Origin of the sequence: Rhodopseudomonas palustris, assembly GCF_003226555.1 — a bacterium.
GTDB classification, from domain to species: Bacteria; Pseudomonadota; Alphaproteobacteria; order Rhizobiales; family Xanthobacteraceae; genus Rhodopseudomonas; species Rhodopseudomonas palustris_I.
Genome location: NZ_QKQS01000003.1, coordinates 162358 through 175048, shown reverse-complemented (window position 1 = coordinate 175048; position 12691 = coordinate 162358). Strand labels below are relative to the sequence as shown.

The window sequence follows — 12691 nt, the reverse complement described above, 5'->3', positions numbered from 1 at the left end:
CATTAGGGGATTCCGCGCGGTTGTAGACTGTTGTCGCGACCGGTGCAATCAAACGTCGCGGCATCGATGGCTAATGCTATGACGAATCAGCCGCTTTTCCGTCTCACGAGAGCGTGGCGCCGGTCCCCTCGGCGGTCGCCGGAACCGCCGAAATGACCACGAATGCCTGGGCGAGCGGCCATTCGTCGGTGATCGACAGGTCGATCCGGGCCGTCATGCCCTGGGGCGTCAGGGCGTCGAGCCGCGCCTTGGCTCCGCCGGTCAGCACCATGGTCGGCCGGCCGCCGGGCAGATTGACCACCCCCATGTCGCGCCACCACACCCCCTGGCGGATGCCGGTGCCGAGCGCCTTGGAGCAGGCTTCCTTCGCGGCGAAGCGCTTGGCGTAGGTCGCGGCGACCAGCTCGGCCTTTTTGGCGCGCCGCTCGGCCCTCGCCCGCTCTGCCGGCGTGAACACCCGATCGAGGAAACGATCGCCGTGGCGCTCCATCACCTTGGCGATCCTGGTAATGTCGATCAGATCGGACCCGATGCCGATGATCATGCGGCAACCGCCTTGGCGCGGCCCCGCTCCATCGCGGCCCGCATCGCCCGCACGGTCTCGCCGAGACCGACGAACAGCGCCTCGCCGATCATGTAGAAGCCGATGTTGAGTTCGGCGATCTCCGGCAGCGCCGAAATCGTCTCGGCGGTGGCGTAATCGAGGCCGTGGCCGGCGTGGACTTCGAGCCCGGCCGAGCGCGCCAGCGCGGCACCTTTGACGATGCGCTGCCATTCGGCCGTCGCCTTTGCGGTGTCGCCGTCATTGATCGCGTCGCACCAGGCACCGGTGTGAATTTCGATCGCCGGCGCCTTCAGCTTCGCCGCCGTTTCGATCTGCGCCGGATCGGCCGCAATGAACAGCGAGGCGCGGATGCCGGCGTCGTTGAAGCGCGCGATCGCTGGCGCCAGCGAGGCTTGTTGGCCGACCGCGTCGAGGCCGCCTTCGGTCGTCAATTCCTCGCGCCGCTCCGGCACCAGACACACCGCGTGCGGCTTCACCTGAAGCGCGATCCGGACCATTTCGTCGGTCGCCGCCATTTCGAAATTCAGCGGCTTGGAGATCTCCGCCTTCAGCCGCTGCATGTCGGCGTCTCGGATGTGACGGCGATCTTCGCGCAAATGCGCCGTGATGCCGTCAGCGCCGGCCTCGATCGCCGCGAATGCGGCGCGAAGCGGATCGGGATGACGGCCGCCGCGCGCGTTCCGCAGCGTGGCGATGTGATCGATATTGACGCCGAGACGCAGCGGAGGAGCTTTGGACATTATCGAGAACCGAAAGACCTGGAGTGGACATCACTCGTCATTGCGAGGAGCGAAGCGGCGAAGCAATCCAGTTCAGGGTGCGTTGTCCTGGATTGCTTCGCTTCGCTCGCAATGACGAACATACGAACTACCTCCTGCGCCGCCTCGCCTCAGCCGTTGACCCGCTCGACATGAGCGACAACGTCTTTGGCGCGGAGCTGGGCGATGATGGCGCTGAGGTGCTTGAGGTCGTAGACCTCGAGATCGATGGTGAGTTCGGTGAAGTCCGGCGACCGCCGGCTCATATTGATATTGTCGATATTGCCATCGTGTTCGGCGATCACCCCGGCGATCTGCGCGAGACTGCCGGGCTCGTTGACGTTCTGAACGAACAGCCGCGCCGGGAAGCGCTGCGGCGTGGTTTCGTCGATGTCCCACTTCACGTCGAGCCAACGCTCCGGCTCTTCCTCGAACTCCGTCAAGGCCGGCGACTGGATCGGATAGATCGTGATGCCCTCGCCCGGCGTGACGATGCCGACGATCCGGTCGCCCGGCACCGCGCCGCCGTTCGGCGCGAACTTCACCGGCAGGCCGGAGTGCAGGCCGCCGATCGGAATCACCGAGCTGACCTTGCCGGTCTCGACCGGCTTGCCGACGACCGCCTTGTCGGATGCCTCCTTCTTGCCGCCAAACCGGGCGATGCGCTCTTCCTTGTAGTCTGGGTACATCGCACGGGCGACGTCCGAAGCTTTGATCTCGCCGCGGCCGACCGACGCCATCACCTCTTCGACCGAAGCGCGCGCCAGCCGCGGCAGCGCGCCTTTCAGCTTGTCGTCGGCGTAGTCGATCTTGGCGCGGGCGAACAGACGCTCGACGATACGGCGGCCGAGGCCGGCATATTGGTCGCGCATCGCGACGCGCGTGGCTCGGCGGATCGCCGCCCGTGCCTTGCCGGTGACGGCAAGCGACTCCCACGCGGCCGGCGGCGCCGACTGCACCGGCGAGGTCAGGACCTCGACCTCGTCGCCGTTCTGCAGCTCCGACGACAGCGGCGCGAACTTGCCGTTGATCTTGCAGCCGACCGCGCTGTTGCCGACGTCGGTGTGCACCGCATAGGCGAAGTCGACGACGTTGGCCTTGCGCGGCAGCGCGATCAGCTTGCCCTTCGGGGTGAAGCAGAACACCTGATCGTGGAACAGCTCGAGCTTGGTGTGCTCGAGGAATTCCTCCGGGTTCGAGCTCTCCGACAGCATTTCGATGGTGTGACGAAGCCAGGCGAACGCATTGGATTCGCGGTTCAGCAGCTCGGTCGGCGAGCCGACGCCGTCCTTGTAGAACGCGTGCGCGGCGATGCCGTATTCGGCGATCTGGTTCATCTCGCGGGTCCGGAACTGCAGTTCGACGCGCTGCTGACCGGGACCGATCACCGTGGTGTGCAGCGAGCGATAATCGTTCTGCTTCGGGGTCGAGATGTAGTCCTTGAACCGGCCCGGCACCATCGGCCAGGTGGTGTGCACGACCCCAAGCGCGCGATAACAGGCCTCGACGTTGTCGAGCACGACTCGAAAGCCGTAGATATCCGAGAGCTGCTCGAAGCCGACCGACTTCCGCTCCATCTTGGTCCAGATCGAAAACGGCCGCTTGCGCCGCCCGGTGACCTCCGCCGCAATGCCGTGGCGGGCGAGATTGGCGGAGAGCTGGCTTTCGATCTCGCCGATCAGATTGCGGTTACGCTCGGCCAGCGCGTCGAGCCGTTGCATCACGACCGTGAAGGCTTCGGGGTCGAGGCTGCGGAACGACAGATCCTCGAGCTCCTCGCGCATCTCCTGCATGCCCATGCGGCCTGCGAGCGGCGCGTAGATGTCGAGCGTCTCTTCGGCGATGCGCTGCCGCGACGCCGGCGGCACGAACTCCAGCGTGCGCATGTTGTGCAGGCGGTCGGCGAGCTTGATCAACAACACGCGGACGTCGTCGGCGATCGCCAGCAGCAGCTTGCGCAGGTTTTCCGCCTGCTTGGCTTCGCGCGACACCAGCTCGAGCCGCTTCAGCTTGGTCAGCCCCTCGACCAGCGCGCCGATCTCCGGACCGAACATGTTGTCGATCTCGGTCCGGGTGGCCTCGGTGTCTTCGATGGTATCATGCAACAGCGCAGCGACGATGGTGGCGTCGTCGAGCTTGAGATTGGTCAGAATCGCCGCGACTTCGAGCGGATGGGAAAAGTACGGGTCGCCCGACGCACGGATCTGCTCGCCATGCGCCATCATGGCGTACACATACGCCCGGTTGAGCAGATCCTCGTCGGTATTCGGATTGTACGACCGGACCCGTTCGACCAAGTCGTATTGCCGCATCATGCGGGCACGGGATCTCGGCTTGACCGCGGCAACCGGCTCGGCGACAGCGGCTGCCCCGCCGGCCTGCTCCATCTGCTTCGAACTCTGGCGTCCTGACGCCATTTCACAAACCTCTATTGCACCGCGGCAAGACTTGGCTCGCCGCGGCCGTCACCTTGCGCTCGCCTGACGGTCCAGAACTTGTGCCACGAAAGGAACCTAAACAGCCAGAAAAAACGGCGATTTCGGCGGAGTTTAGGTCAAGGCAGCAATGCGCCGTGGCAACGTCGTCAGCCAGCATTCAGGGATCGCCCAACGACAAACGGCCCGGAGATGATCCGGGCCGTCTTGTTTCGCATCACGGAAATGTGCTGAAGCGAAAGCTCGCTTATTCGTCTTCCTCGGGCTGCTCTTCGGGGGGCGCAAGCCCCTCCAAACCCTTCAGCAGCTCTTCTTCGGTCATCCGCTCCATGGCGACCTCGGTGTCGTCGGCATCGACGCTGGCACCGGCTGAACCGATCAACGGAACGGTATCCTGCTCCGGCTCATCGACCTCGACGAACTTCTGCAGCGAATGCACCAGTTCTTCTTTGAGATCTTCCGGAGAGATCGTCTGGTCCGCAATTTCGCGAAGCGAAACAACGGGATTCTTGTCGTTGTCGCGATCGATCGTGAGCGGCGAGCCGGACGAGATCATGCGGGCGCGATGAGCGGCCAACAGAACGAGGTCGAACCGGTTGTCGACCTTGTCAATGCAATCTTCCACGGTGACGCGCGCCATGGCCAGTCGCTCCGTTAATAGGATCAAAATCGGGGTTAGACCGCTACCTATAGGGCGTGGCCAGCTTTCGCAAGCAGCAATTTGTCATTTGGCCGATCGCAGCCACTCTGATAATGCACCCAATATTCCGGGAAGGCCGATGACCGACCAACTCGGACGAACACGAGTCCGACAACAAAAGGCTTCTTTTCAGAAAGAAAAGTATAGAATACCGGCCGATGCTTCGTGCGGTTGAAGTGGTGCCGGTTGCCCAGCGCGACGGCTATTCGTGCAAAAATTGACTTGAGCTGCGCAGCTATTTCCGTTGCGCCAAGAAGCTGACAACAGACACATGAGAGATCTTGATGTCCACTTCCCCCAGTAACAAAATTGCGCTCTTCATCGACGGCGCCAATCTTTACGCAACCGCAAAGACCCTCGGCTTCGACATCGACTACAAGCGGCTGCTGAAGGAATTTCAAAGCCGCGGCAATTTAGTCCGCGCCTTTTACTACACCGCGATCATCGAAGATCAGGAATACTCGTCGATCCGCCCGCTGATCGATTGGCTGGACTATAACGGCTACACCGTCGTCACCAAGGCGACCAAGGAATTCATCGACGCCTCCGGCCGCCGCAAGGTCAAGGGGAATATGGACATCGAGCTCGCGGTCGATGCCATGGAACTGGCCGAACACATCGACCAGATGGTGCTGTTCTCGGGTGACGGTGACTTCCGTTCGCTGGTCGAGGCCGTCCAGCGGCGCGGCGTCCGCGTCACCGTGATCTCGACGATCTCCAGCCAGCCGCCGATGATCGCCGACGAACTCCGCCGCCAGGCCGACATCTTCACCGATCTGGTCGAACTGCAGTCGAAGATCGGTCGCGATCCGGCCGATCGCCCGCCGCCGCGGGAACCGCGCGAGCCGCGCCACCATGCGCCGCAATTCCTGCAGCGCTCGACCGCCTTGGCGTCGCGCGCCGGGGCTGACGACTTCGAAGACTAAGGTCCATGCCGACGCTGACGCGGGGCTCCGGGCCCCGCGTCCCGACCTCCCTCACCGCCCCTGACCGAAACTGCCCGTTCTGCCCGAGACTCGCCGAATTCCGGAGCGAGAACCGCGCACGCGAACCGGGCTGGTTTAACGCGCCCGTGCCGTCGTTCGGCGATGCCGACGCATCGCTGCTGATCGTCGGTCTCGCGCCGGGTGTGCAAGGCGCCAATCGCACCGGGCGCCCGTTCACCGGCGACTACGCCGGCGACCTGCTCTACGCCACGCTGATCGACTACGGCTTCGCCAGCGGCCACTATCAGGCGCGCCCCGACGACGGCCTGCGCCTGATCGACTGCCGGATCAGCAACGCGGTGCGCTGCGTGCCGCCGCAGAACAAGCCGCTGCCAATAGAGATCAACACCTGCCGGCAGTTTCTGGTCGCGACAATCGAGGCGATGCCGAAGCTCCGCGCGATCGTCCTGCTGGGCCGGATCGCTCACGACTCGACGCTGAAGGCGCTCGGTCTCCGCGCCGGACAAGCCCCGTTCGGTCACGGCGCGGTGCACGACGCCGGTCGCTATCGGCTGTACGACAGCTATCACTGCTCCCGCTACAACACCAACACCGGCGTGCTGACGCCGAAGATGTTCCAAGACGTGTTCGCGCGGGTGCGCGACGATCTCAGCGCGTAGTTGGATCAGAGAGAATTGTCATTGCGAGGAGCGAAAGCGACGAAGCAATCCAGAGGTCACGTTCTGAAGCCTCTGGATTGCTTCGCTTCGCTCGCAATGACGGGGATGGGTCAACCGAGACTGCTAGCTAACTAGCGCGGATTGGCCCTCAGCCACTCCAACACATCACCGGCGTTCCGATCCGGTGGGAACACCGGATAGAACACGTGAATGATCCGGCCGTCGTCGATGATCAGCGCCATCCGCTTCAGCAGCGTCATGCCGGCGACCTGCATGGTCGGCAGGTTCAAGGCGCGCGTCAGTTCGAGCGCCTCGTCGGACAGCACCGGGAACGGCAGATGCAGCCGTTCCACCATTTCGGACTGGTACGCGGTCGACTGCGTCGACAGACCGAACACTGCGTCGGCCCCCGCGGCTTTCAGCTCGGCAAACAAATCTCGGAACGAACAGGCCTGCGGCGTGCAGCCGCGCGCACCGGGGATCATGTCCCAGTCGTCGACCGGGGCGATCTTGCCCGGCTCTCCGGTCCGCGGATAGGCGAACACCACGGTGCGTCCCGTCAGCGCGGCCAGAGCGACGTCGCCGCCACCGGTCGCCGCCAGCGCCACAGGAGGAATCGCTGAGCCCGGCAGATGTGCGGCTCCGCCGTCGTCCGCCGGCGCCGGAATCGCGCTCCAATCGACATCCAGGATGTTGGGCTGGTTCGCCATCCGAGCCTTCCGGTGATGCCGCTCAGCCGCGCGCGCGCAGCAGGCGGCCCTTTTCCCGATTCCAGTCGCGCTTCTTCTCGGTCTCGCGCTTGTCGTGCAGCTTCTTGCCCTTGGCGAGCGCGAGCTGCAGCTTGGCGCGGCCGCGCTCGTTGAAATACAGCTTGAGCGGAATCAGCGTCATGCCGTCGCGCTCGACCGCGCCGATCAGCTTGTTGATCTGCTTGCGATGCAGCAGCAGTTTGCGCGGCCGCTTCGGCTCGTGATTGAAGCGGTTGGCCTGCAGATATTCCGGAATGTTGGCGTTGATCAGCCAGATCTCGCTACCCCGCGCGTCCGCATACGACTCCGCGATCGTGCTCTTGCCGTTACGGATCGACTTCACCTCGGTGCCGGTCAGCGCGATGCCGACCTCGATCGTGTCGTCGATCGCATAGTTGAACCGCGCCTTGCGGTTCTCCGCCACGACCTTGATCGGGCGTTCGTTCTTGTCGGCCATCCCTGCAATTCCTTCGGCGCGGCTCGCGCCGTCTCGTTTACGGCGATGGGCGCGCGGTCGTCTTGAGCAAATCCCGGATCTCGGTCAGCAGTTCTTCCTGCCGCGTCGGGGTCGGTGGCGGCGCTTTGGTCTCTTCCGCCTTACGTTTCAGCCTGTTGAGCGAGCGGATCACCGAAAACAGCACCGCGGCCACAATCAGGAAGTTGATCGTGACGGTGAGGAAATTGCCCCACGCCAGCACCGCGCCCTGTTTCTTCGCCTCCGCCAGCGTCGTGGCCGTCACCGATTTCGACAGCGGCGTGAAGTAGTTCGAAAAATCCAGGCCGCCGGTGATCGCCCCAATGATCGGTGTGATGATGTCGCCGACCAGCGAGGCGACGATGCCGCCGAACGCGGCACCGATGATGACGCCGACCGCGAGGTCGACGACGTTGCCTTTCATCGCGAAGTCGCGAAATTCCTTCAGCAGCTTCGACCCCTTCTGCTCGAGGTCGCGTACCGAGTCGGTCGTCGTCATCCCCGCTCCGTCAGTTGATCACCCCTGCATGCATCATCGCGGCACGGATCGCCTTGCCGGTCGGTTCGGTCACCGGCATCAGCGGCAGCCGGACCTCTTCCTGAATCCGGCCGAGCAGCGTCAGGCCGTGCTTGGCCCCTGCCACGCCCGGCTCCTTGAACACCGCGTCGTGCAGCGGCACCAGGCGGTCCTGGATCTTCAGCGCGCCCGGATAGTCGCCGGCGAACACCGCGCCCATCAGATCCGAGCACAGCTTCGGCGCGACGTTCGACACAACCGAAATGCAGCCATGGCCGCCGGCGGCCATATAGGCCAACGCGGTCATGTCCTCGCCGGAGAGCTGGATGAAGTCCGGGCCCATCGCGTGGCGCTGCTGCGACACCCGGCCGAGATTGGCGGTCGCGTCCTTCACGCCGGCGATATTATCCAGCTCGTACAGCCGGCTCATGGTGTCGACCGACATGTCGACCACCGAGCGCGGCGGAATGTTGTAGATGATGATCGGAATCCCGATCGCATCGTTTACCGCCTTGAAGTGCTGATACATGCCCTCCTGGGTCGGCTTGTTGTAGTACGGCGTCACCACCAGCACCGCATCCGCGCCCGCCTTCTCCGCGTGGCGCGCCAGTTCGACGGCTTCGCGGGTCGAGTTGGAGCCCGCCCCGGCGATCACCGGCACGCGGCCCTTGGCCTCTTCGATGCACCACTCGACCACCTTGTGGTGTTCCTCGTGGCTCAGGGTCGGGCTCTCTCCGGTGGTTCCGACCGGCACCAGGCCGTGGGTGCCCTGCTCGATCTGCCAGTTCACCAGGCTGCGAAACGCCTGCTCGTCGAGCGCGCCATTTTTGAACGGCGTGACCAAGGCGGTGTACGACCCCCGAAATTTCGTCTTGGCTGCCATTCCGTTCTCCTCAACGCCCGCGACCTTGCAACGAAGCGCCCTTCATATCGAGTCCCCGCCGCACGGGAAAGGGTCCCATCGGCGGAGAAACCGGCGGTTTTGAGGATTCGGACCGGCTGTCGTCAGGCCGAGGGCGCGACGGCGTAGTCGTCGTCGGAGACCTGTTCCATCCAGGTGGCGAAACTGCCGTCCAGCGCCTCCTGCATCGCAATATGGGTCATGCCGTTGCTCGGCGAGGCGCCGTGCCAGTGTTTCTCACCGGGCGGAATCCACACCACATCGCCGGCGCGGATCTCCCGCACCGGGCCGCCTTCGGTCTGAATCCGGCCGACGCCGGTCACAACATACAGCGTCTGTCCGAGCGGATGGGTGTGCCACGCAGTGCGCGCGCCGGGTTCGAACGCCACGCGCGTTGCGGCCAGACGCGCCGGCGCCGGTGCGGCGACGATCGGGTCCTGCCACACCGTTCCGGTGAAATAGTCCTTGGGCGCCCGCTGGGTCGGGCGCGAGCCGGCCGCGAAGATATCCATCGACAAGGCTCCTCAGGTTTTGTCGGCCTTTTCCTTGAACGCGGCGTAGCGCGCCTTGGTTTCGGCGTTCATCGGATACAGGCCGGGCAGCACCGCACCGTTGTTGACCTCCTCGACGATCCAGCCTTCCATCCGCTCCTGCTCCGGCCCTTCGGCCAGCACGTGGTCGAGCAGCGCCTGCGGGATCAGCACTGCGCCGTCCTGGTCAGCGACGATGATGTCCTTCGGGAACACCGCGACGCCGCCGCAACCGATCGGCTGGTCCCAACCGACGAAGGTCAGACCGGCCACCGAGGGCGGCGCCGCCGCGCCGTCGCACCACACTGGCAGGCCGGTGCCGAGCACGCCTTCGAGGTCGCGCACCACACCGTCGGTGATCAGCGCCGTAATGCCGCGCTTGACCATCCGGGCGCACAGGATGTCGCCGAAGATGCCGGCGTCCTTGATGCCCATGGCGTCGACCACGGCGATGCAGCCTTCCGGCATCGCCTCGATCGCGGCGCGGGTCGAGATCGGCGAGGCCCAGGACTCCGGCGTCGCCAGATCCTCGCGCGCCGGCACGAAGCGCAGCGTGAACGCCTCGCCGACCAGCCGCGTCGCGCCCGGCCGCAGCGGCCGCGCGCCGCGCATCCAGACGTTGCGCAGTCCCTTCTTCAGCAGCACCGTGGTGAGGGTCGCGGTCGAGACGCGCGACAGGATGTCGATGGCTTGCGGGGTGAGTGACATGAAGGGAGAGCTCCGGTGATTGTCGGCGCATCTTGCGGGCGGCGACTGCCGCGTCAAGACGCAACCCTGCGATCGGCAGCGCCGCCAGCGCATGGCGATCATCGCATTTTATCGCCTTTGCGGACACCGACTTATCGACTGTGCGTTAGTTGCGGAGTGATTTTCGTCCGCCCGGAAAACGCGCTATCGCGGCCGGTAGGTTTGTGAGATCGTTGCGGCATGACCGCCCCAATTCCCAGAATGATGCCGAGCGGTGACGCTGCGATCACCGTGGAGTTCGGCCGCGATATCAGCGACGAATCCAATCGCCGCGTGCTCGCGCTCGATCGCCGACTGAGCCAGACGCCGATCGCCGGCATCATCGAAACCGTGCCGACCTATCGCTCCCTTCTGGTGCATTACGATCCGGAGACGATCGGCTTCGACGCATTGTCGGCTCAACTCACAACGCTCGCACAAGCGGTCGACGATGGCGAGACTGTCGCCAAGCGGCGCTGGCGAATTCCGGTGTGCTACGGCGGCGAGCACGGCATCGATCTGGAGGACGCGGCACGGGCTTTGAATACCACCCCCGATGCACTGGTCGCGCGCCATGCGGCCGGTGAGTATCGCGTCGCGATGATCGGCTTCACGCCGGGCTGGTCGTATCTCTCCGGCCTCGATCCAGCGCTGGCGATGCCCCGGCGGCAAGCACCGCGGCTGCACACGCCGGCCGGCACGGTGTCGGTCGGCGGCATCCAGACCGGTATCCAATGTCTGCCCGGACCAAGCGGGTGGCACCTGCTCGGGCGCACGCCGGTGCGGACCTATCAGTTGCACAGGGAGCCGATCTTTTTGCTCGAACCCGGCGATGCGATCAGCTTTGCGCAGATCGATGCCAAGGAATTCGCCGAACGGGACAATGCAGCATCCCATGGCGAAATCGTCGCGGACCTGCTGAGCGCATGACGAAGCTTGTGATCGACAGCGTCGGCCCGGCCACTTCCGTGCAGGACGCCGGCCGCCACGGCGCACAGCGCTACGGCCTGACGCCGAGCGGCGCGATGGACCGGCTGTCGCTTGCCGCCGCCAACGTGCTGGTCGGCAACAGCGCATTCGCGGCGGCGATCGAACTCGGCCCGCTCGGCGCGAAACTCTCCGCGCACGACGGCGCGGTGCGGCTGGCGCTGACCGGCGCCGAGCGACCCGCTGCGATCGATGGGACGCCGCTGGCGTTCAACGAGTCTTTCACGCTCGCCGAAGGTCAGATCCTCACGCTCGGCGTCGCACGCGGCGGCGTGTTCAGCTATCTCGGAATCGAGGGCGGCGTCGGCGGCGAACCGATGTTCGGCAGTCTTGCAGTGAACGCACGTGCCGGTCTTGGGAGCCCCTACCCGCGACCGCTTCAGGCGGGCGATACGATCGCAGTCAAGTCGGCAGCGCCGGCGGCCGAGCGCCGCCTCGATCTGCCGGAGCAGCCCGATACGCCGATCCGCGTCGTGCTCGGCCCGCAGGACGATGAGTTTGGCGAAGCAGTCGCCACCTTCCTCGCCGGCGAATGGTCGATTTCGGCGACCAGCGACCGAATGGGCTATCGTCTCGACGGTCCGCAGATCCCGCATCTGCACGGCCACAACATCGTCTCGGACGGCACGGTCAACGGCAGCATCCAGGTGCCCGGTTCGGGCCAGCCGATCGTGCTGATGCCCGACCGCGGCACCAGCGGCGGCTATCCGAAGATCGCCACTGTGATCACGGCCGACCTCGGCCGCCTGGCGCAGCGCCAGCCAGGCCGTCCGTTCCGCTTCCAGGCCGTGAGCGTCGATGAAGCGCAGTCGGCCTATCGCGCGATGGCCCAGCAGATCCGCTCACTGCCCGACCTGCTGCGCGACGCACAGCACGCCACCATCGACCTCGACGCGCTGCTCACCGCCAACGTCGCCGGCACCGCAATCGATGCGCTGACGGCGGAGTAATCGAATCCGACGATGGGACCAATCGAGATGAAGATCGATCTGAACTGCGACCTCGGCGAAGGTTTTGGCGTCTGGCAGATGGGTGACGATGCGGCGATGATGCAGATCGCCACCAGCGTCAACATCGCCTGCGGCTTCCATGCCGGCGACCCGGACATCATGCACGCGACCGTGAAGCTGGCGAAGCAAAACGGCGTCGCGATCGGGGCGCATCCGGGCTTCCGCGACCTGCACGGCTTCGGCCGCCGGCCGGTGCCGGGCATCACAGCCGCCGAGATCGAAAACCTCGTCGCCTACCAGATCGGCGCGCTGCAGGCGGTCGCCGCCCTCGCCGGCCACAAGGTCACCCACGTCAAGGCGCACGGTGCCCTCTCCAACGTCGCCTGCGAGGACGACATGACCGCGCGCGCGATCGCATCGGCGATCAAGGCGGTCGATCCATCGCTGGTGTTCGTCGTGCTGGCGAACTCGAAACTGATGCTGGCGGGCGAAGCCGCCGGCCTGCCGCTGGCGCACGAGGTATTTGCCGATCGGGCCTACGAGGACGACGGCAACCTGGTTTCGCGCAAGAAGCCCGGCGCGGTCCTGCACGATCCCAATGAGATCGCCGAACGCGTCTTGCGGATGGCGCAGGACGGCGCCGTCGTCTCGGTCACCGGCAAAGTCATCAAGATGCGCACCGACACCGTGTGCATCCACGGCGACACCAAGGGCGCGGTCGAGATCGCGCGCGGCGTCCGCCAGAAGCTCGAGGCGAGCGGCATCACGGTGGCGCCGTTCGCCGGAGCTTAA

15 protein-coding genes are annotated in these 12691 nt (G+C 65.2%); 5 read left to right on the top strand and 10 right to left on the bottom strand.

Features of this window, described 5'->3' with window-relative positions; translation table 11 throughout:
• Window positions 1–103 precede the first annotated feature (103 nt).
• From acpS to rpoZ, 4 genes are all read right to left on the bottom strand, one after another.
• Complete coding sequence (gene acpS, locus DNX69_RS01850; protein ID WP_110784319.1) at window positions 104–544, bottom strand: holo-ACP synthase; 441 nt, start codon at window positions 542–544, stop codon at window positions 104–106.
• Window positions 541–1305, bottom strand: coding sequence for a pyridoxine 5'-phosphate synthase (locus tag DNX69_RS01845; protein ID WP_110784318.1), 765 nt, complete (start codon window positions 1303–1305; stop codon window positions 541–543). Before DNX69_RS01845 ends, acpS begins: the two co-directional genes overlap by 4 nt.
• 149 nt (window positions 1306–1454) lie before the next feature.
• Entirely contained in the window at window positions 1455–3740 is a 2286-nt protein-coding gene (locus DNX69_RS01840) for a RelA/SpoT family protein (protein ID WP_110784317.1), read from the bottom strand.
• A 265-nt stretch (window positions 3741–4005) separates the two neighbouring features.
• Window positions 4006–4398, bottom strand: coding sequence for a DNA-directed RNA polymerase subunit omega (gene rpoZ / locus DNX69_RS01835; RefSeq protein WP_013502516.1), 393 nt, complete (start codon window positions 4396–4398; stop codon window positions 4006–4008).
• Window positions 4399–4742: 344 nt separating this feature from the next.
• On the opposite strand from rpoZ, the gene DNX69_RS01830 reads away from it, so the two are divergent.
• Together DNX69_RS01830 and DNX69_RS01825 are read left to right on the top strand one after the other, a co-directional pair.
• Window positions 4743–5384, top strand: coding sequence for an NYN domain-containing protein (locus DNX69_RS01830; protein WP_110784316.1), 642 nt, complete (start codon window positions 4743–4745; stop codon window positions 5382–5384).
• Between the two features lie 5 nt (window positions 5385–5389).
• Window positions 5390–6064 (top strand): uracil-DNA glycosylase, encoded by a 675-nt coding sequence (locus DNX69_RS01825; RefSeq protein WP_110784315.1) that lies wholly within the window; start codon window positions 5390–5392, stop codon window positions 6062–6064.
• Window positions 6065–6195: 131 nt separating this feature from the next.
• Here DNX69_RS01825 and DNX69_RS01820 read toward each other — a convergent pair whose 3' ends face one another.
• The 6 genes from DNX69_RS01820 to DNX69_RS01795 all read right to left on the bottom strand — a co-directional run bounded on the left by DNX69_RS01820 (window position 6196) and on the right by DNX69_RS01795 (window position 9944).
• Window positions 6196–6774 carry a peroxiredoxin gene (locus DNX69_RS01820; protein WP_110784314.1) on the bottom strand — a complete coding sequence of 193 codons (579 nt, stop codon included), beginning with the start codon at window positions 6772–6774 and terminating at the stop codon, window positions 6196–6198.
• A gap of 22 nt (window positions 6775–6796) precedes the next feature.
• A complete protein-coding gene (gene smpB, locus DNX69_RS01815; protein WP_110784313.1) occupies window positions 6797–7270 on the bottom strand; it encodes an SsrA-binding protein SmpB in 474 nt (157 codons plus the stop codon).
• 37 nt (window positions 7271–7307) lie between these two features.
• Window positions 7308–7787, bottom strand: a complete 480-nt coding sequence (gene mscL / locus DNX69_RS01810) for a large conductance mechanosensitive channel protein MscL (protein ID WP_110784312.1) — start codon at window positions 7785–7787, stop codon at window positions 7308–7310.
• Between the two features lie 10 nt (window positions 7788–7797).
• The gene (dapA, locus tag DNX69_RS01805) at window positions 7798–8688 is read right to left on the bottom strand and encodes a 4-hydroxy-tetrahydrodipicolinate synthase (protein WP_110784311.1); all 891 of its coding nucleotides are present in this window, start codon (window positions 8686–8688) and stop codon (window positions 7798–7800) included.
• 122 nt (window positions 8689–8810) lie between these two features.
• Window positions 8811–9218, bottom strand: a complete 408-nt coding sequence (locus DNX69_RS01800) for a (R)-mandelonitrile lyase (RefSeq protein WP_011158235.1) — start codon at window positions 9216–9218, stop codon at window positions 8811–8813.
• Between the two features lie 12 nt (window positions 9219–9230).
• Window positions 9231–9944 carry a ribonuclease activity regulator RraA gene (locus tag DNX69_RS01795; protein ID WP_110784310.1) on the bottom strand — a complete coding sequence of 238 codons (714 nt, stop codon included), beginning with the start codon at window positions 9942–9944 and terminating at the stop codon, window positions 9231–9233.
• Between the two features lie 219 nt (window positions 9945–10163).
• On the opposite strand from DNX69_RS01795, the gene pxpB reads away from it, so the two are divergent.
• From pxpB to DNX69_RS01780, 3 genes are read left to right on the top strand one after another with little or no spacing between them, the layout of a single operon-like run.
• Entirely contained in the window at window positions 10164–10892 is a 729-nt protein-coding gene (gene pxpB / locus DNX69_RS01790; protein WP_110784309.1) for a 5-oxoprolinase subunit PxpB, read from the top strand.
• Window positions 10889–11899 (top strand): biotin-dependent carboxyltransferase family protein, encoded by a 1011-nt coding sequence (locus tag DNX69_RS01785; RefSeq protein ID WP_110784308.1) that lies wholly within the window; start codon window positions 10889–10891, stop codon window positions 11897–11899. The genes pxpB and DNX69_RS01785 overlap by 4 nt, the downstream gene beginning before the upstream one ends.
• Window positions 11900–11926: 27 nt before the next feature.
• Window positions 11927–12691, top strand: coding sequence for a LamB/YcsF family protein (locus DNX69_RS01780; protein ID WP_110784355.1), 765 nt, complete (start codon window positions 11927–11929; stop codon window positions 12689–12691).